This is a genomic window from Schaedlerella arabinosiphila, assembly GCF_003885045.1.
Taxonomy (GTDB): domain Bacteria; phylum Bacillota; class Clostridia; order Lachnospirales; family Lachnospiraceae; genus Schaedlerella; species Schaedlerella arabinosiphila.
Window position 1 is genome coordinate 2,411,841 of the sequence record NZ_RHJS01000002.1, and the last position, 18,486, is coordinate 2,430,326.

General features: G+C 53.0%; 13 protein-coding genes. 1 reads left to right on the forward strand and 12 read right to left on the reverse strand.

What is annotated here, in order from left to right; all coding sequences use genetic code 11:
- The first annotated feature begins 71 nt into the window (after positions 1-71).
- On the forward strand, positions 72-1,082 hold the full coding sequence (gene asnA / locus EBB54_RS11780) for an aspartate--ammonia ligase (RefSeq protein ID WP_125127565.1): 1,011 nt from the start codon (positions 72-74) through the stop codon (positions 1,080-1,082).
- A 62-nt stretch (positions 1,083-1,144) separates the two neighbouring features.
- Here the strand turns inward: asnA and EBB54_RS11785 are convergent, their stop codons facing one another.
- The 12 genes from EBB54_RS11785 to EBB54_RS11840 form a co-directional block, all read right to left on the reverse strand.
- Positions 1,145-1,702: a manganese efflux pump MntP gene (locus tag EBB54_RS11785; RefSeq protein WP_125127566.1), complete on the reverse strand. Its 558-nt coding sequence runs from the start codon at positions 1,700-1,702 to the stop codon at positions 1,145-1,147.
- Positions 1,703-1,938: 236 nt separating this feature from the next.
- Positions 1,939-3,117, reverse strand: a complete 1,179-nt coding sequence (locus EBB54_RS11790) for a galactitol-1-phosphate 5-dehydrogenase (RefSeq protein WP_125127567.1) — start codon at positions 3,115-3,117, stop codon at positions 1,939-1,941.
- Positions 3,118-3,139: 22 nt separating this feature from the next.
- Positions 3,140-4,099 (reverse strand): alpha/beta hydrolase, encoded by a 960-nt coding sequence (locus tag EBB54_RS11795; RefSeq protein WP_125127568.1) that lies wholly within the window; start codon positions 4,097-4,099, stop codon positions 3,140-3,142.
- Between the two features lie 312 nt (positions 4,100-4,411).
- Entirely contained in the window at positions 4,412-7,957 is a 3,546-nt protein-coding gene (gene nifJ, locus EBB54_RS11800) for a pyruvate:ferredoxin (flavodoxin) oxidoreductase (RefSeq protein ID WP_125127569.1), read from the reverse strand.
- 148 nt (positions 7,958-8,105) lie between these two features.
- The gene (gene ilvA / locus EBB54_RS11805; RefSeq protein WP_004080953.1) at positions 8,106-9,320 is read right to left on the reverse strand and encodes a threonine ammonia-lyase; all 1,215 of its coding nucleotides are present in this window, start codon (positions 9,318-9,320) and stop codon (positions 8,106-8,108) included.
- Positions 9,321-9,345: 25 nt separating this feature from the next.
- Positions 9,346-10,296 (reverse strand): signal recognition particle-docking protein FtsY, encoded by a 951-nt coding sequence (gene ftsY / locus EBB54_RS11810; protein ID WP_004080955.1) that lies wholly within the window; start codon positions 10,294-10,296, stop codon positions 9,346-9,348.
- A gap of 159 nt (positions 10,297-10,455) precedes the next feature.
- Complete coding sequence (smc, locus tag EBB54_RS11815) at positions 10,456-14,016, reverse strand: chromosome segregation protein SMC (RefSeq protein ID WP_125127570.1); 3,561 nt, start codon at positions 14,014-14,016, stop codon at positions 10,456-10,458.
- Between the two features lie 14 nt (positions 14,017-14,030).
- Complete coding sequence (rnc, locus tag EBB54_RS11820; RefSeq protein WP_125127571.1) at positions 14,031-14,756, reverse strand: ribonuclease III; 726 nt, start codon at positions 14,754-14,756, stop codon at positions 14,031-14,033.
- A gap of 59 nt (positions 14,757-14,815) precedes the next feature.
- On the reverse strand, positions 14,816-15,046 hold the full coding sequence (acpP, locus tag EBB54_RS11825) for an acyl carrier protein (RefSeq protein ID WP_044984316.1): 231 nt from the start codon (positions 15,044-15,046) through the stop codon (positions 14,816-14,818).
- 88 nt (positions 15,047-15,134) lie between these two features.
- Entirely contained in the window at positions 15,135-16,148 is a 1,014-nt protein-coding gene (gene plsX, locus EBB54_RS11830) for a phosphate acyltransferase PlsX (protein WP_125127572.1), read from the reverse strand.
- Between the two features lie 54 nt (positions 16,149-16,202).
- Complete coding sequence (locus tag EBB54_RS11835; protein ID WP_125127573.1) at positions 16,203-17,369, reverse strand: ABC transporter permease; 1,167 nt, start codon at positions 17,367-17,369, stop codon at positions 16,203-16,205.
- The gene (locus EBB54_RS11840; protein WP_125127574.1) at positions 17,356-18,480 is read right to left on the reverse strand and encodes an ABC transporter permease; all 1,125 of its coding nucleotides are present in this window, start codon (positions 18,478-18,480) and stop codon (positions 17,356-17,358) included. The genes EBB54_RS11835 and EBB54_RS11840 overlap by 14 nt, the downstream gene beginning before the upstream one ends.
- Between the last annotated feature and the right edge of the window lie 6 nt (positions 18,481-18,486).

The window sequence follows — 18,486 nt, forward strand, 5'->3', positions numbered from 1 at the left end:
CGTATACTTTGCTGCGGACTTTTTCAGCCGTTCAAGGCAGAGATAACATATTAGCAAAGGAGTTTATACATATGGAGCATTTAATCATTCCTGACGGGTACCGTTCTCCGCTGACAATCCGGGAGACCGAGGTAGCCATCAAGGAAGTCAAGGATCATTTTGAACGCGCCCTGGCAAAGTCACTTCACCTGACCCGTGTCTCGGCGCCCCTGTTTGTCCGGCCGGAATCCGGTCTCAACGATAACCTGAACGGGGTGGAGCGCCCGGTCTCTTTCGGCATCAGGGAACAGGACGAGGCGGAGGCGGAGATCGTACATTCTCTTGCCAAGTGGAAGCGCCATGCCTTAAAGCACTATGGTTTTCATTCCGGCGAGGGGCTCTATACTGACATGAGCGCCATCCGGCGGGATGAAGACACGGACAATATCCATTCTTTATATGTAGATCAATGGGACTGGGAGAAGGTCATTTCCAGAGAAGAGCGGAATATGGAGACGTTGGAATATACGGTGCGCAAGGTATTCAGCGCGCTCAAGGAGACTGAAGATTTTATCTCCAGACGGTACAATTACATTCAGCCCCTGCTTCCGGAGGATATCTTCTTTATCACCTCCCAGGAGCTGGAGGATATGTATCCGGATTGTACCCCGAAGGAGCGTGAGAACCGGATCACAAAGGTGAAAAAAGCGGTCTTTGTTTCCCAGATCGGGAAGGTACTCTCCTCCGGCCAGAAGCATGACGGCCGTGCGCCGGACTATGACGACTGGGAGCTGAATGGAGATATCCTGGTCTGGTATCCTGTGCTGAATATGGGGCTGGAGATCTCCTCCATGGGAATCCGGGTGGACGAGGAGTCTCTGTCCAGACAGTTAAAGCTGGCCGGATGTGAAGAACGGGCCGGCCTGCCCTTCCAGAAGGCGCTGCTGAACCGGGAACTGCCCTATACCATCGGCGGCGGCATCGGCCAGTCCAGAATCTGTATGTACTATCTGCGCAAAGCCCATATCGGGGAAGTGCAGGCGTCGATCTGGCCCGAAAATGTATTGAGTACGGCCAGGGAGCAGGGGATTCAATTGTTATAGCGGGTCTTTGACCCTTGCGGCAGCCGCCGAATATCCATGCAGGCATCAGTGCCTGCATTTTTTTATAAAATCCCCAGCCCTTCCAGCAGGATCTTGGCCCCGATCAGAATCAGGATCACGCCGCCCAGCAGTTCCGCCCTGGCCCTGTATTTTGTCCCGAATATACTTCCGATCTTCACTCCGATGGCTGAACAGACAAAGGTGACCACCCCGATAAAGCTCACGGCCGGGATGATGGATACTTTCAGAAACGCAAGCGTCACCCCCACGGCAAGCGCATCGATGCTTGTCGCGACGGCAAGCAGGAGCATGGACTGGACGGACATGGAATCATCAATCTGCTCTTCTCCCCCAAAGGATTCTTTCACCATCTTCCCTCCGATGATCAGCAGAAGTATGAATGCGATCCAGTGGTCATACTCTGTGATCGCGTCGGTAAAAAATTTCCCCAGATAGTATCCGATCAGCGGCATCAGCGCCTGAAAGCCCCCAAACCAGGCCCCTGCTATGAACATGTGCTTCCTGCCGATCTTTCCCAGCGACAGCCCTTTACAGACCGATACCGCAAATGCATCCATTGAAAGTCCCACAGCCAGTACAAAAAGTTCAAAAATTCCCATTTTTCCTCTTCCTTTCTCTCTATCATTCGAAGATATTTCTTTACCACAAAATTAAGACTCACGGGCAGCTATCATATGTACAAAGCTGTCCATGAGTCTCATCGTTTCAAGTATCACCGGGAGCGCTTCTTGGCTCCATTATGTCGATCATACTGCATATACTATGCCGATTACTCCCTCCTGGAAATTGATGACATTGTAACATGTCCGCAGAGATTAATCAAGTAGGGAATTGTTTATTTTCCTGCAATCCCCATAATTTTAATATAGTCTTCGGTTTTATCCCGCATGATATGGAATCCCTGCTCCAACTCATCCATTGGGAATCTGTGGGTGATCAGACAGGAAGGGCTGACCCTTTTTTGGGCCAGGCGTTCCAGCACGTACTGCCAGTCATCCGGCGGGCAGTTTTCGCCTGCATCCTGGATATACCGCCTCTCTTCATCCGAAACTCCCTGTTTTGAAAGCCTCTGTTTTGTCAGGGATGCATCTTCCATCCTCTCCGCCATTCGAATCGAGGGCTCTGTTTCCGGAAATGAAAACGACGAATTCCACGTGCCGGTCACTGTCAGCTGATTTCTCAGGATCTTCCAGTATACGGCTTTTTCCAGATTCATATCGGAAAACGGATTTCCCACCAGCATCACTCTGCCCCCCGGTGCGGTGTGATCAACGGCCCATGTCAAAGTCTCATTTTTTCCTACGCATTCGAAAAATACGTCCGCCCCGGCGCCCTCTGTCCGTTCTCTCAGCCATTGGCCCGGGTTCTGTTCTCTGCTGTCGCACCAGGCGTCGCCGGGCAGTCCCAGCTTCTCCAGCATCTGTTTTTGGAAACCTTTGTTGCCGATGGCCAGGATATTTTTCACTCCTGCCTCCTGCAGGAACATGATCAACAGAAGCCCGATCGTACCAAGCCCGCATACTGCTACGATATCTGCCGGATCCGGCGCGGCCCGCCTCATGGCATGGACCGCTACTGCCATGGGTTCCAGCATGGCGGCCTCTGCAAACGTCACGTTATCTGGCAGTATGATCAGATTCTCCGCCGGAACTGCGGCATATTCCGCAAAACCGCCGTCTGTGCGGGAGCCCAGATAGCTGTAATGCCTGCACATCTCATACTGCTCCTTCCGGCAGGGTCCGCAGGCTCTGCATGGAATCAGCGGGAAAATCCCCACACGCTTCCCGATCCATCCGGGATCTACTGCTTTTCCCGCTTTTGCCACAACTCCGGAAAATTCATGTCCCGGGATCAGCGGAAAGGAATACGTGCCGTTCTGGTAGACCCTGGGGATGTCAGAACCACAGATTCCGGCCGCTTTCACCTCAACCAGCACTTCGCCGTCATGAAGGACCGGTTCCTCTATATTATCCAATCTGAAATCATTGATATCATGCAGCACCCATGCTTTCATGCGTCCTTCTCCCCTCTATAATTTACTTTTTCAGATTTTTCAAAAAGGCATCTGCCAGCTCCGGCCAGACAGTCACCTCAGGTTCCGGCGCCGGCACCCTTTCCGCATGCCGCTTTTCCTGTTCTTCCCATTCCGCCTGAACCCTTTCCGGTACGGTAACTTCCCCGGACTTCACCTTCCGCATCACACAGACCAGCTGTTCCTCCGTATACGGGCTCATATGCACTCCGTTGGCCCAGTCCTCATCTGCCAGGGACAGCCCGTGTATTCCTCTGGTGAACATATGGAACGCGCAGGGAACTCCGTTTTCCCGGCATGCCCTGACATACATCTCACTGTTCTCCACCGGCACTGTCTCATCCGTTGCAGTGGCCCACAAAAAACAGGGCGGTGTATTTTCCGTCACCTGCTTTTCCAGAGACATGTATTCCAGTTCGTCTGGAGACGCGTCCTCTCCCAGCAGTGCAATAAAGGAACCTTTATGTGCCTTTTCCCCGGAGGTGATCACCGGGTAATTCAGGAACGCAGAATCCGGCCGATTTGATATACCGCTGTATTCAGCCGAATCGTCCTGGATGTCCTCATAATGTACACACAGGCTGCCGCAGAGATGCCCTCCTGCAGAAAATCCGCAGACGGTCAGCTCATCCCCGATCACGCCAAATGCATCCTCATTCTTTCGGATATAGCGGACTGCCCGTGAGATATCCTTCAGTGGCTGAAGCTTTAACGGAACCGACTGGAGAAAATTGACGGTATACGTCAGCACAAAGGTCTGATACCCTTTCTCATAGAATTTCCGCGCCACCAGCTCCCCCTCTGACGGTGAGACCACGCAGTAGGCCCCTCCTGGCACGACCAGGATACATGGCCGTTTTACATCATCCTCATGGATATAGGAGGTGATATTCGGCACAAATCCAAAGGCATGGTCATAGGAATATTCTCCCGGTTCCCAGATTTTGTACGATTCTGTTTTCATGTTCTGCTTCCTCCGTATCTATATTTTGCTGTTAAAAGATTCTTGCGCCATTTTTCATTGCTTCTCGAAACCTTTCCGCTTCAATTGTAACCAAAAGCGTACACATTGTCAATTCGGATTACATACAGCTTTTCTGCATACGATGGTATAAGTTACTGGAGCACCCAAAGGGTATGAACAGTAAATATGAATAAAAAAGATCCCGGCATCCATCATTTACCGGATGCCGGGATCTTTTTTATTCATATTTACTGTTCACACTTTAGAACCTGTCCTTCAGGTTCCCCTCTTTTATCTCTTCTCAACTCTGTCTTAGTCTTCTCCGTAGAGCGTTACCAGCTTCTTCAGATAAGCATATCTTTCCATAGCTTCCTTCTCATTCTGTGCGAAGAGTTTTGCAGCCTTCTCCGGATTTGCTCTCTTCAATGCGTTGTAACGAACCTCTCCGTCAAGGAATGCCTGGTATTCTTCACCCTTTGGCTCCTTGCTGTCCAGAGTGAACTTGTTGCCTTCCGCAGCCGGATTGTACCGGAAGTTGTTCCAGTATCCGCACTCTACCGCAAGCTGTTCCTCTGTCTGAGCCTTGCTCATGCCCTTCTTGATACCATGGTTGATACACGGAGCATAAGCAATGATCAGTGACGGTCCCGGATAAGCCTCTGCCTCGGAGATTGCCTTGACAGTCTGGTTGAAGTCCGCACCCATGGCGATCTGTGCTACGTATACATAGCCATAGCTCATAGCGATGCCTGCCAGGTCTTTCTTCTTGGTTTCTTTTCCGCCTGCAGCGAACTGCGCGGTTGCACCGGTCTTAGTCGCCTTGGAGGACTGTCCGCCTGTGTTGGAGTAAACTTCAGTATCAAATACCATCACGTTGATGTCTTTTCCGCTTGCAAGCACGTGGTCAACACCGCCGAATCCGATATCGTAAGCCCATCCGTCACCGCCGAATACCCACTGGGATTTCTTTGCAAGGAAATCCTTTTCCTTGAGCAGTTCTGCCCTCTCAGCACATCCGCAGTCACATGCTTCCAGAGCAGCCACCAGCTTGTCTGTTGCAGCGCCGTTTTCCGCTCCAATGTTGAAGGTATCCAGATATTCCTTTGCAGCAGCCTTCACGTCAGCGTTGTCTCCGCTTTCCGCCAGCTTCTCCACTTTTACTTTCAGACGGTCTCTGATGGTATTCTGAGCGAGCAGCATACCGTAACCGAACTCTGCGTTATCCTCGAACAGGGAGTTGGACCATGCGGGTCCTCTTCCGTTGGCGTCTACGGTATATGGTGTAGACGGTGAAGAGTTGCCCCAGATGGAGGAACATCCTGTTGCATTTGCAATATACATTCTGTCACCGAACAGCTGTGTGATCAGTTTTGCGTAAGGTGTCTCGCCGCAGCCTGCACATGCGCCTGAGAATTCAAGCAATGGCTGTTTGAACTGGCTTCCCTTTACAGTAGCCGGTTTGAACTTCGCAACTACTTCCGGTTTTACAGGAATCTCTATACCAAAGTCGAAGCCCTTCTGTACGGTCTCCACATTTGCTTCCATGTTTTCCATAACCAGAGCCTTCTCGCCCTTCTTGCCCGGACATACATTCGCACAGGAACCGCATCCCGTACAGTCAAGGCCGGATACGGTGATGGCAAACTTCATCTCCGGCATACCGGTCATAGGCAGTACAGCCTGTCCTTCCGGAACCTTTGCAGCCTCTTCCTCTGTCAGTGCCACCGGACGGATAACAGCGTGCGGACATACGTATGCACAGCGGTTACACTGGATACAGTTCTCCGGCTTCCAGATCGGGATATCTACCGCGATACCGCGCTTCTCGTATGCGGAGGAACCTGACGGGGTAGAGCCGTCTACATAATCCTTGAACGCGGATACCGGGAGGGAATTTCCTTCCTGTGCATTCACCTTCGCCTGGATATTCTTTACAAAATCAACCACGTCTTTTCTTCCGTCTTCGCTTACATGCGGAACGGTCAGACCTTCGTCAGCAGCGTCCTTCCAGCTGTCCGGAACTGTTACTTCTACAACCTGCTTCGCGCCTGCGTCGATGGCGTCATAGTTCATCTGAACGATCTTGTCGCCCTTTCTTCCGTAGGTCGCCTTTGCAGCCTTCTTCATCAGGTCGATGGCTTCCTCTTCCGGAATGATCGCTGCCAGCTTGAAGAATGCAGACTGCAGCACGGTATTGATACGTCCGCCGAGTCCGATCTCCTTACCGATCTTGATACCGTCGATGGTATAGAACTTGATGCCGTGGTTTGCGATAAATGCCTTCACCTGTCCCGGAAGATGCTTGTCCAGTCCTTCTGCGTCCCATGGGCAGTTCAGAAGGAAGGTACCGCCGTCTACCAGCTCCTGTACCATGTTGTACTTGTCAATATAAGACGGATTGTGGCATGCAACAAAGTTCGCCTGACGGATCAGGTAGGTGGACTTGATCGGGGATTTACCAAAACGCAGGTGGGACATGGTCACGCCGCCTGACTTCTTGGAATCATAATCAAAGTACGCCTGTGCATACATATCCGTGTTGTCGCCGATGATCTTGATGGAGTTCTTGTTCGCTCCAACCGTACCGTCTGCGCCCAGTCCCCAGAACTTGCAGTTGATGGTTCCTTCCGGTGTGGTAACCAGCGGAGCGCCTGCATCCAGAGACAGGTTGGTCACATCGTCTTCGATACCGATGGTGAACAGCTTCTTCTCTGTATTCTTCAATACGGCTACGATCTGTGCCGGTGTGGTATCCTTTGAACCCAGTCCGTAACGTCCGGAAAGTACCGGAACCGCGTCGAACTTCGTGCCCTTCAATGCCGCAACAACATCCAGGTACAGAGGCTCGCCCAGAGCGCCCGGCTCTTTTGTCCTGTCAAGGACGGAGATGGTCTTCACGGAATCCGGAATCGCATCAATCAGTGCCTGTGCGGAGAACGGTCTGTAAAGACGTACCTTTACGACACCCACCTTCTCGCCTGCCGCAAGCAGATAGTCAATGGTCTCCTCAATGGTGTCGCATACGGAACCCATTGCAACGATCACGCGCTCTGCGTCCGGCGCACCATAGTAGTTGAACAGCTTATAATCTGTACCGATCTTCGCGTTCACCTTGTCCATATAATCCTGAACGATTCCCGGAAGGGCATCATAGTATGGATTGCATGCTTCTCTTGCCTGGAAGAAGATATCCGGGTTCTGAGCGGAACCTCTCTGGCATGGGTGGTTCGGGTTCAGCGCATGAGCACGGAACTCGTCGATTGCGTCCATATTTACCAGGTCTTTTAAGTCTTCGTAATCCCAGGTTTCGATTTTCTGGATCTCGTGGGAAGTTCTGAATCCGTCGAAGAAGTTGATAAACGGAATCTTGCCTTCAAGAGCTGCGCAATGAGCAACCGCTGTCAAGTCCATTACTTCCTGTACGCTGGATTCACAGAGCATAGCCGCGCCTGTCTGGCGGCATGCATATACGTCGGAATGATCTCCGAAGATGGAGAGCGCGTGGCTCGCGATCGCACGGGCGGATACGTTGAACACGCCTGGCAGCTGCTCGCCTGCTACTTTATATAAGTTAGGAATCATCAGAAGTAATCCCTGTGATGCTGTAAATGTTGTAGTCAATGCTCCTGCGGATAAGGAACCGTGTACAGCCCCGGCTGCACCTGCCTCGGACTGCATCTCTGTCACCTGTACGGTCTGTCCGAAGATATTCTCTCTTCCCTCGGTTGCCCACTCGTCAACATGCTCGGGCATAACAGATGATGGGGTGATGGGGTAGATCGCTGCAACCTCAGTATACGCGTAGGAAACATGAGCTGCGGCCTGATTACCATCCATGGTCTTCATTTTTCTTGCCATTGTTTGCTCCTCCTTAATTAGTACATTGTAAAATTTTTTAATTTTCACATGTGAGTTTATTATATCCCCAAAATTTGTAAAAGTCTATAGAAAGGATACGGATTTTTGTTTATTTTTGGGTACATTTCCGCTATGCGCTTGTATCCTGTCAATACAGCTTCGCACTGATATGCTTCGGCCGGAACCCTTTTCTCTCCAGCGCCTCCAGAATCCGGTGCTTATGCTCCGTCCCGAATGCCTCCATGGTGATGCGCAGTTCCACCGCCGCATTCCGGTTGGTGCTGACAAACTGGTTGTGCTCCAGCTTGATCACGTTGCCCTGTTCCTCCGCGATGGTGGCGGCCACCCGCACCAGCTCGCCCGGCTTGTCCGGAAGCAGGACGGATACGGAAAAGATCCGGTCTCTCTGGATCAGCCCGTGCTGTACGATGGAGGACATGGTGATCACGTCCATATTGCCTCCGCTTAAGACACAGACCACTTTTTTCCCCCTGCAGTCCAGCTGCTTCAATGCGGCCACGGACAAGAGGCCGGAGTTTTCCACCACCATCTTGTGGTTCTCCACCATATCCAGAAATGCCCCGATCAGCTCGTCGTCCTCCACCAGGAGCATATCGTCCACATTTTCTTTCACATAGGGGAATACATTCTTTCCCACGGCCTTTACGGCAGTACCGTCGGCGATCGTGTTGGCTGTTTCCAGTTCCACCACTTCCCCGGCTTCTAACGCCGCGCTCATGCTGGCCGCTTCGATGGGCTCCACACCCACCACCTTGATCTTCGGATTCAGCATTTTGGCCAGCGTGGACACCCCGCTGATCAGCCCGCCGCCGCCCACCGGGACAAGGATATAGTCTACCGTCGGCAATTCCTGCACAATCTCCATGGCAATGGTGCCCTGTCCGGTTGCCACGTCCAGGTCGTCGAAGGGGTGAACGAAGGTATACCCTTTTTCCTCGGCCAGTTTTGTAGCATACTCACAGGCATCGTCGTACACATCCCCGTACAGGATCACTTCCGCGCCGTAGCTCTTGGTCCGGTTCACCTTGATCAGCGGCGTCACCGTCGGCATGACAATCGTAGCCTTACAGCCAAACGCATTGGCCGCATAGGCCACACCCTGGGCATGGTTTCCGGCGGAGGCGGTGATCAGCCCCCGGCTCCGCTCCTCCTCAGTCAGCGTGCTGATCTTGTAGTAGGCTCCCCGCAGCTTGTAAGCCCCGGTGTGCTGCATATTTTCCGGCTTTAAGAACACCCGTCCGCCGGTCTGCTCGCTCAGATAATCGCTGTATACCAGCTTGGTGGAACTGGTGACCCGCTTCACCACTTCCGTGGCGTCTTCAAATTTTTCCAATGTCATCATTCTGGCATTCTCCTTTCTTTTCCGCTTAATCTTCCGTCTCTTTCTGCTCCTCCTTGTAGAACAAAGCGTTCACAAATTCATCCGCGTCAAATTTCTGCAGGTCGTCAATGGACTCTCCCACGCCGATATATTTCACCGGAATGCCCAGCTCCGCCTGGATTGCCACGGCGATTCCGCCTTTTGCGGTTCCGTCCATCTTGGTCAGGATCACGCCCGTAATGTCCGCCACTTCGTTAAATTCTTTTGCCTGAGCAAGGGCATTCTGCCCTGTGGTCGCGTCCAGTACCACCAGTGTCTCATGATAGGCTTCCGGGTACTCCCGCTCAATGACCCGGTAGATCTTTTTCAGCTCTTCCATCAGGTTCTTCTTATTGTGCAGCCGCCCCGCCGTATCGCACAGCAGGATATCCGCCTTTCTGGCCTTCGCGGCAGCCACCGCGTCAAATACCACCGAAGCAGGGTCCGCCCCTTCCTGGCCGCCGATCATATCCACCTGGGCGCGGTTCGCCCATTCCTTTAGCTGCTCGCCTGCTGCCGCGCGGAAGGTATCCGCCGCCGCCAGAACCACCTTTTTGCGCTCCGCCCGGAACTTCCCCGCCAGCTTCCCGATAGTGGTGGTCTTTCCCACGCCGTTGACGCCGATCACAAACACCACGGACTTCCGGTCCTCAAATTCATAGGCCGTCTCGCCCACGTCCATCTGCTCCTTGATGCTGTCGATCAGAAGCTGCCGGCATTCCATCGGTTCCTTGATGTGTCTCTCCCTGACCTTGGCCTTCAGATCTTCTATGATCTCTTCCGTCGTCCGGACTCCCAGGTCGCCCATGATCAGCGTCTCTTCCAGCTCCTCGTAAAAATCATCGTCGATCTTTGAAAAACCGTGGAAAATGCTGTCCATCCCGGACACGATATTGTCCCTGGTTTTCGTAAGGCCGGACACCAGCCGCTTAAAAAAACCCTGTTTCTCTTCTCCCATCGCATATACCTCCATCTTGTAACCAATTTGCACAGCAAATTGATTGCCTGCTTGCCCGCCATCTGCGAAGCAGATTTTAAATGCGGGCAATACCCGTATCATTTTTTAATCTGATTCTTCCTAAATATAATATCCGGCTTTTAGCCGCTTAAAACAATGCTATTTATCCAATTCATCCTCCAGAAGATCCACCGACACCAGCGTGGACACGCCCTTTTCCTGCATGGTGATCCCATACAGGCGGTCCGCCGCCGTCATAGTCCCTCTTCGGTGGGTGATCACGATAAACTGGGTATTCTCCGTCAGCTTGTGGAGATACTGGGCAAACCGCCCCACGTTGCTGTCGTCCAGAGCCGCCTCAATCTCGTCCAGCAGGCAAAAAGGCGACGGCTTCAAGTTCTGGATCGCGAACAGCAGGGAGATGGCTGTCAGCGCCTTTTCCCCACCGGAGAGCTGCATCATATTCTGCAGCTTCTTTCCCGGCGGCTGGGCGATGATCCGAATGCCTGCCTCCAGGATATCCTCATCCTCCATCAGCTCCAGGGTGCCCTTTCCTCCGCCGAACAACTGCTTAAATACCTGGTCAAATTCCGTGGAGATCAGCGCGAACTGCTCCTGGAACTGCTTTCGCATGGCAATGTCCAGCTCTTCGATGATCTTGATCAGCGTTTCCTCCGCCTCTGCCAGATCGTCGTGCTGGCCTTTGAGAAATTCATAGCGCTCCGAAACCTCTTTAAATTCTTCAATTGCGTTGACATTGACGTTGCCCAGCTTCTTGATCTCGGCTTTCAGGTTCTGAATCTGCCGCTTCATATATCCCAGGTCTGTCAGGTTCGGGTTGCGCAGCTCCCTGGCCCGGCGCAGCGTCAGCTCGTATTCCTCCCACATGTAATTGATGTGTTTCTCCGCAGCCTCGTCATAGGATTCCTTCCGGCTGTTCAGACGGAAGCACTCCTTGTCCAGCTCGGACATATGCTTTGACAAGTCCTCCCGTTTTCCCAAAAAGGTCTTGTGCTTCTGATTCAGCTCGTCCCGCTTTGCCACCTGGCTTTTGATCTCCGCCTGGATCTCGGCAAACAGTTCCCCGGAATTTTCGATGGTCTCGGTCAGCTCCCGGATCTTCTCTTCCTTCTCCTGGATTTCCCCGGACGCGTTTCCCTTGCTGATGTCTACCTCTTTTAACTCTTCCTCGAATTTTGCCGTTTCCTCTTCAATTCTGCTGATATTCTCCAGGATAAATACATTCTGCTGCTCCAGGCTTGCGTAGGAGAGATGCACTTCCTCGGATTTTTTAAGCTGTACGCCCTCCTGCTCCTTGTCCGCCTCCAGTGTCCTCTGAAGCCGTTCGATCTTCTCATTCAGTTCCTGCTCCAGGTTTTTAGACGTCTCCAGCTCCAACTGGATGGATTCCTCATTGTCCCGGATCTCCCCAAGACGCGCTTCCAGAGTCTCCTGCTCCGCCTGATACGTCCTGCGGCGCTCTGAAAGCTCCTTTCGCTTGCCCTGAACCTGCTCCATATTCATCTTGACCGTATTTTCCGCAATGGACGCCTTGCTGAGCCGGTGCTGGATCCGGTCGATCTCGTTGTAGCAGGCGCCCCGGTTCTGCTTGATCTCGTTGACCTCCCGCTCCATCTGGTCCATATCCCGCTTGAGCATGGCGACCGTCTCTTCAAACTCCTGGATCTCCCGCCGCCGGCTTAACAGGTTGCTGGAATTTTTGAACGCCCCTCCGGTCATGGCCCCGCCGGGATTGATCAGATCTCCTTCCAGCGTCACGAGACGTAAGGACTGGCGGTACTTTCTGGCGATGGCGATCCCGGTGTCGATGTGGTCCACCACGATGGTCCTGCCCAGAAGCTGGTCTGCCAGACCCTGAAAACGCTTCTCCACATGGACCAGCGTATTTGCCAGGCCGATTACCCCCTTCTCCTGCAGCGCCTTCTCATCCCGGATGCCGGCATTCCCATGCATGCTGGTGAGGGGAAGAAATGTGGCGCGGCCGAATTTATTGCTCTTTAGAAACTGGATCATCCTCTTGGCCGTTTCCTCCGTATCCGTCACCACGTTCTGGATACTGCCGCCTAAGGCGGTCTCAATGGCAATCTCATATTCCTTTTCCGCCTGGATGATATCCGCCACAACCCCAAGGAGCCCCGGCTCTTTGTCCCGGTTTGCCATCACCTTGCGGATGCTGTTCCCATAGCCGTCGTAGCGCTCGGTAATATTTTTCAGAGATTCCAGCCGGGAAGATTCCCTGTGGTAGGCGGTCTGGCCGAGACGCAGCTTTTCCTGCTTCTCGTTGAGCTCTGTCTGATACGTCTCGATCTTCTGCTCCGTATCCTGGATCTGCCCGGAAAATTCCGCGATCTCCTTCCTGACCCCTGCAAGCTCCGCTTCATAGGCGGCCATGACCTGCTGCTGTTTTTCGCCCTCTCCCAGCGTCTCCAAAAGGAGCCTGTCCAGCTCTGCCTTGCGGACCCGGATCTGTTCCTGGGTGGTATCGTAATGCTGAATCTTGGCCCGGGTAGAGGCACGGTTGTCCAGAAGCTCCATGATCTCCTGCTTGCTGGACTCCACCTCCGCCGTCTGTCCGGCAATCCGGCTCTGCACCGCAACCAGGGCTTCCTTCGCCTCCTGATCCTGTCTGGCCACCTCCAGCAGCCTGCCCCGGACTTCCTCCTGTTCCCTGGAGAGTTCCTTCATCTGGCCCTGCCTGGCCTCAATCTCGATGCGGATGGTATGGAGACGGTTGTCATAGTGCTCGTCGTTCATCCGAACCGTGTTGATCTGCTCCTTTAAGACATTGATCTGGCCTTCCAGCTGCTGCTTTAACAGGGTGGTCTCGTTGAGCTGGCTTTTGGCCTTCTCAATCGAAAAATCAATGGCGTCCACCTCTTCCTCAATGGCGTCATACTCGGCCTTCATCTCTTCATAGCGGGTTTTCGCCTCACCCAGCTCGTCCTCCGCGATCTGAAGCTGCCCTTCGATCTCCTGGGTCTGTTCCTTGATCCGCTCTGTCTCCAGCAGAAACATGTTGATGTCAAAGGTCTTTAATTCTTCCTTTTTTTTCAAATATTCCCTGGCCACCTCGGACTGCCTGGACAGCGGCCCGATCTGTTTTTCCAGCTCGGACAGGATGTCGCTGACACGAAGCAGGTTCTGCCGCTCCTCCTCCAGCTTCTTTAAGGACAGGTTCTTGCGCCGTTTGAATTTTACGATCCCCGCCGCCTCGTCGAAGAGCTCCCTTCTCTCCTCCGGCTTGCCGCTCAAGATCCGGTCGATCTGCCCCTGCCCGATGATGGAATAGCCTTCCTTGCCGATTCCGGTATCATAGAACATCTCGTTGATATCCTTGAGGCGGCATGACGTTCCGTTGAGCAGATATTCACTTTCACCGGAACGGTATAATTTTCTCGTCACGGTGACTTCCTCGTATTCCACCGGAAGCCGGTGGTCCGCATTGTTCAGCGTGATCGCCACAGACGCATAGCTGAGGGCCCGCCTGTTTTCCGTCCCCGAAAAGATCACGTCCTGCATGGTGCCGCCCCGAAGCTGCTTCACACGCTGCTCCCCCAGCACCCATCTGACGGCGTCCGCCACATTACTTTTCCCGCTTCCGTTAGGCCCCACGATCCCCGTGATCCCCTCGTGGAAATCAAACCGGATCCGATTTGCAAAAGATTTGAATCCTTGTACCTCAATGCTTTTTAAATACATGTTCCACCCCTGCTTCAATTGTCACCGGTCTGCCCGGCAAATTGGCTGTCTCCCCGTCCGTCCTTCAGCTTTAATATAGCCTGGTAAGCCGCCTCCTGCTCCGCGGCTTTTTTCGTGCGTCCCTTTCCCGCGCCGCAGCAGGTTTCCCCAATGCGTACTTCCACCCGGAATGCTTTGTTGTGGTCGGGCCCTTCTTCTCCCACCAGGCGGTAGGTGATGCTTTCTCCCATATCCGCCTGGACGATCTCCTGCAAAATGGTCTTGCTATCAAAAAAGAGCTTTTTGTGTTCTAAATCCGACAGGATAAATCTGTGGATAAACTCTTTCGCATTAGTAAAACCACCGTCCAGATAGATCGCCCCGATCAATGCCTCCATGGAATCCGACGTGATGGAATCCCTTCCTCTCCCGCCGGTAGCCTCCTCGCCTTTTCCCAGGAGCAGGTATTCTCCCAGCTGAAGATCACGGGCGCAGAACGCCAGCGACGGCTCGCACACCATGCTTGCCCTGGTCTTCGTCAGTTCCCCTTCGGATATCTTGGGATTCTCCAGAAACAGGAACTCACTGGATACCAGCTCCAGCACCGCATCCCCAAGAAACTCCAGCCGTTCGTTGCACTGGAACTTCGGCAGATGCTTTTCATTGGTGTAGGAACTGTGCATCATGGCCCTGCGCAGCAGAGAGAAATCCCGAAATTCATAGCCGATCTTTTTTTCCAGTTCTTTTAATTTGTCCTTCATCCGTTCCCTTTCTCTGAACAACGAAAAAGCCCGCAAAGGGCTTTCTCACGCTTCGATGACTACTCCACAACCTTTTTGATCTGATCAACCGCATCCTGCACTGTTACAATCTTGTCGGCATCTTCGTTGTCGATCTCGATGTCAAATGCCTCTTCAAGCTCTGTGATGATCTGAAGGATATCCAGCGAATCGGCTGACAGGTCCTCCACAAACTTTGTCTCCGGCTGTACATCGTCCTTCGTAACATTCATAACATCTGCAATAATTTCCTGCAATTTTTCAAATTCCATAATCATCCTTTTCCTTTCTTATCTTTTCCATATCCAGATCTCCTTTGTCTGCCCGGTGCAGCCGCGCTTTCTCTGCAGACTGCCGCTGTTACTCGCCGGCTGCCTGGATGGCCTCCTGGATCTTACCGCTGATCTGCTGTTCCCGGAAGGTCACGCACTGAATAATGGATGTGCATACTTCTGTGGAAGTCGAATTGCCATGGGTCTTCACTACCAGGCCCTTCAGCCCCAGAAGCGGCGCCCCGCCGTACTCGCTGGCATCAAAGTCCTTCAAAGTGGCCTTCAATGCCGGCTTTACAAGGAGTGCCCCCACTTTCGAACGCAGGGAGGTCATCATACCGTCCTTGACCTTGCGGATCAATGTGCCGCCCACGCCTTCGTACAGCTTCAGGATCACATTTCCCACAAATGCCTCGCATACTACGACATCCACTGCGCCGGAGGGTATATCTCTTGCCTCCACGCTTCCTACAAAATTGATATTTCTGCATGCCTTGAGGAGCGGAAAAGTCTCTTTGACCAGTGCGTTTCCTTTTTCTTCCTCCGCGCCGATGTTCACGATCCCTACCTTCGGATTCTTCCTGCCGACGATATGCTCCATATAGATCGAACCCATCTGCGCAAACTGAACCAGATGGGAGGGTCTTGCGTCCACATTGGCTCCGCAGTCGATCAGCAGCGCAGCGCCCTTTGCCGTGGGAATCAGAGGCGCAAGCGGAGCACGCTCCACTCCCTTGATCTTCCCCACCAGAATCTGGCCTCCCGCCAGCACCGCGCCGGAATTGCCTGCAGACACAAAGGCGTCTGCCTCCCCCCGCTTCACCAGCTTCAAAGCCACTACGATCGAGGAGTCCTTCTTGCTGCGGATCGCTGCCACCGGCGGCTCCGCGGTCTCGATCACTTCGGACGCATTTACGATCTCAATCTGCTCCCTGGGGTATGTGTATGCGGATAATCCCTGCCGCAGAACCTCTTCCCGGCCTGTCAGCAGAACCTTGATATCCTTCCGCTTCTGCACGGCTTCTACCGCGCCTTTGATCATCTCCCCCGGCGCGTTGTCGCCGCCCATGGCATCCAGGGCAACCCTTGTCATCTCGGACATATCCATCCCTCCTTGCATTGCTGTTATACATTCTACTAAACATCCATCCAAAAATCAAGAAGAAAAGTGGCCCCTCTTCCATTTTGATATCGCCAGGGTCAGGCACACCAGCGCCGCGACAAACGCCAACTGCATCCCCAGCCCCTGGAGCACGGCCTGTTTTGCTTCCCCTGTCACATTTCCAAATTCCACGATGTAATCATTGACCACCTCATACCAGTACACCGGCAGAAACTGGGACACCGTCTTTACACTCCGGTTCAGCAGTTCCAGAGGCACATATACCCCGCACAGAAAGCACATCCCCATGGACAGGACGGTAACGATTCCGTTCAGCACATTGGCCGAATTTTTCCCGTGCACGAACATGCCCACCAGATAGGAAATGGTCAGAGCGACCAGCATCATCAGCAGGGTATTCAGAAAGAAATATCCCACTCCGCCGCGTTCTGAAAGGATCTCCCGGTACCAGAAAAACGCCCCTGCAATACTCAGCGCCCACAGGCAGATCCCAAACGTGGCAGCCGCTAAAAGCCCTTCCATGTTCTGTCTCCGCCCGGAAACGGCACAGGCGCACATCCGTTTGGGCAGATCCCCTTTGTGGAAGGCGGAGATCACATACCCCATCCCATAGCAGACCACCGACAAAAACAGGTAGGGGATATATCGGAAATAATACCCGTAAGTGGACGTCTCCCCCGATGCCCTGCCGTTATCCAGGACCTCCACTTCGGCCGGCTTTAGCTGTTTCAGAGACTCTGCTGTCTCTTCCTGGGTAAATCCGGCGGCATGGCAGACCCTGGCATCATTCAGGTAGCTGCTGATCTGCTGATCCACGTAGAACGCGGTATAGGAACCGGGCACCTGGGTGACGGAAAGTGATTCTTCTCCCACAATACAATTTTCAAAAAAATCCTCCGGAATCCATACGATATATTCCACGTCCCGGTAAAACAGCGCTTCCTGCAGACGGGCTTTGTCCTGTTTCATCACAGTCACCTCATGGAACTGCTCCAGGTATGCTTTGAGGCCCTGCGCCAGGCTGCCTTTGTCCTCGTCAATGAAGGCGATTCTCACGCTTCGGGCCTGGTAGCCTCCTGCTGCGTCCCCGCCTGCAAGCTTCTGGAACAGCATGGTGAACCCTACAAAAATCACAATATAGAGGAATACCATCCCCAAATTCCGTTTCATGATCTTCATATATCCTTTATATACTGTCATAACGTTCCCTCCTGATCAGTAAAAATGATGCCAACGTCAGGACTGCACATGTCACGACCAGAGTGGCAAGGCATCTGCCAAACCGCACCGGATCGTCATATACGTTGATACAGTAAAGCGCGTCCGTGATCACTGCAGCCGGGTTGATCCTGTTCACAAGCGGCGCATTTTGGTCCACCAGGTACTTCATATCCGCGCTCATCAGGCCGGCCAGGAAGCTGCCGGTCATGGAAATAGCCAGCAGGATGCCCACCTTTACCCCTTCTTTCATCTTTCCAAAGCTTCCGACGGAAATACCCATGGACACGCCGATCATACTGCCGATCAGGGTAACCAAAAGCATCCGGGGCATCTGTCCGTAAAACTCCTGTTTGAGCACAAACCGCAGATATGCCAGTAAAATCAATACATTCAGATAATGCAGAAGAAAACAGGACAGCATTTCCGACAGGATCAGCTTCAATTTGTGAGTAGGTGTCACGCACCGTCTGGCGGCCAGCGTCGTCAGGTTTGCCTGAATCGTAAATACCGCGTCCATCCCGATAAATGCCCCGTACAGGCAGGCCATCGCGATGAGGGCATAGAAGAGCTGTGCATTGTCGTTGGTGGTCCTGCCTCCCAAGGTAACCTGCTCCACCAGCGCCTCATAGTCCCCGATCTGCTCCATAGCCTTCTGCATCCCCTCCGGATGCTTTTCGGCCACAAACTGAAACGTCTGTTTTCCGTTCTGGTAGCTTTCCAGGATGGACTGCAGGATACTCTCGGAAATCCCGCTGCCGGCCACGGTCAGGGTGGGCGTCTCCCCTACGAAATAGATTCCCGACGCCTGTTTCTCATCCAGCGCCCGGCGGGCCTTTTCTTCAGACATCTTCCGGATTTCCACAAACCGGCCCTCGCCCTGTTCCATGGCTTCCAGAAATTCCAGAAATACAGGGTCAGCGTCCGCTTCCTCCACAACGATGGTCTGCACGGTTTCAAAATCTGCCTCTTCGATGTTTCCGAAGGCAACATAGAACAATGTGGCCAGGATCAGCGGGAAAACCAGCGGCCAGAAAACGACATCCATACACTTGATTTTCACAATCAGATGATATTTCATTAAATGCAGCATATTTTT

Bases quoted from the DNA above. Each gene is read 5' to 3' on its own strand.
- ilvA (WP_004080953.1), bottom strand. From the start codon at position 9,320: ATGATGACATTGGAAAAATTTGAAGACGCCACGGAAGTGGTGAAGCGG.
- EBB54_RS11790 (WP_125127567.1), bottom strand. From the start codon at position 3,117: ATGAAAGCATGGGTGCTGCATGATATCAATGATTTCAGATTGGATAAT.
- ftsY (WP_004080955.1), bottom strand. From the start codon at position 10,296: ATGGGAGAAGAGAAACAGGGTTTTTTTAAGCGGCTGGTGTCCGGCCTT.
- acpP (WP_044984316.1), bottom strand. From the start codon at position 15,046: ATGGAATTTGAAAAATTGCAGGAAATTATTGCAGATGTTATGAATGTT.
- EBB54_RS11835 (WP_125127573.1), bottom strand. From the start codon at position 17,369: ATGACAGTATATAAAGGATATATGAAGATCATGAAACGGAATTTGGGG.
- rnc (WP_125127571.1), bottom strand. From the start codon at position 14,756: ATGAAGGACAAATTAAAAGAACTGGAAAAAAAGATCGGCTATGAATTT.
- asnA (WP_125127565.1), top strand. From the start codon at position 72: ATGGAGCATTTAATCATTCCTGACGGGTACCGTTCTCCGCTGACAATC.
- nifJ (WP_125127569.1), bottom strand. From the start codon at position 7,957: ATGGCAAGAAAAATGAAGACCATGGATGGTAATCAGGCCGCAGCTCAT.
- smc (WP_125127570.1), bottom strand. From the start codon at position 14,016: ATGTATTTAAAAAGCATTGAGGTACAAGGATTCAAATCTTTTGCAAAT.
- EBB54_RS11840 (WP_125127574.1), bottom strand. From the start codon at position 18,480: ATGCTGCATTTAATGAAATATCATCTGATTGTGAAAATCAAGTGTATG.
- EBB54_RS11785 (WP_125127566.1), bottom strand. From the start codon at position 1,702: ATGGGAATTTTTGAACTTTTTGTACTGGCTGTGGGACTTTCAATGGAT.
- plsX (WP_125127572.1), bottom strand. From the start codon at position 16,148: ATGTCCGAGATGACAAGGGTTGCCCTGGATGCCATGGGCGGCGACAAC.
- EBB54_RS11795 (WP_125127568.1), bottom strand. From the start codon at position 4,099: ATGAAAACAGAATCGTACAAAATCTGGGAACCGGGAGAATATTCCTAT.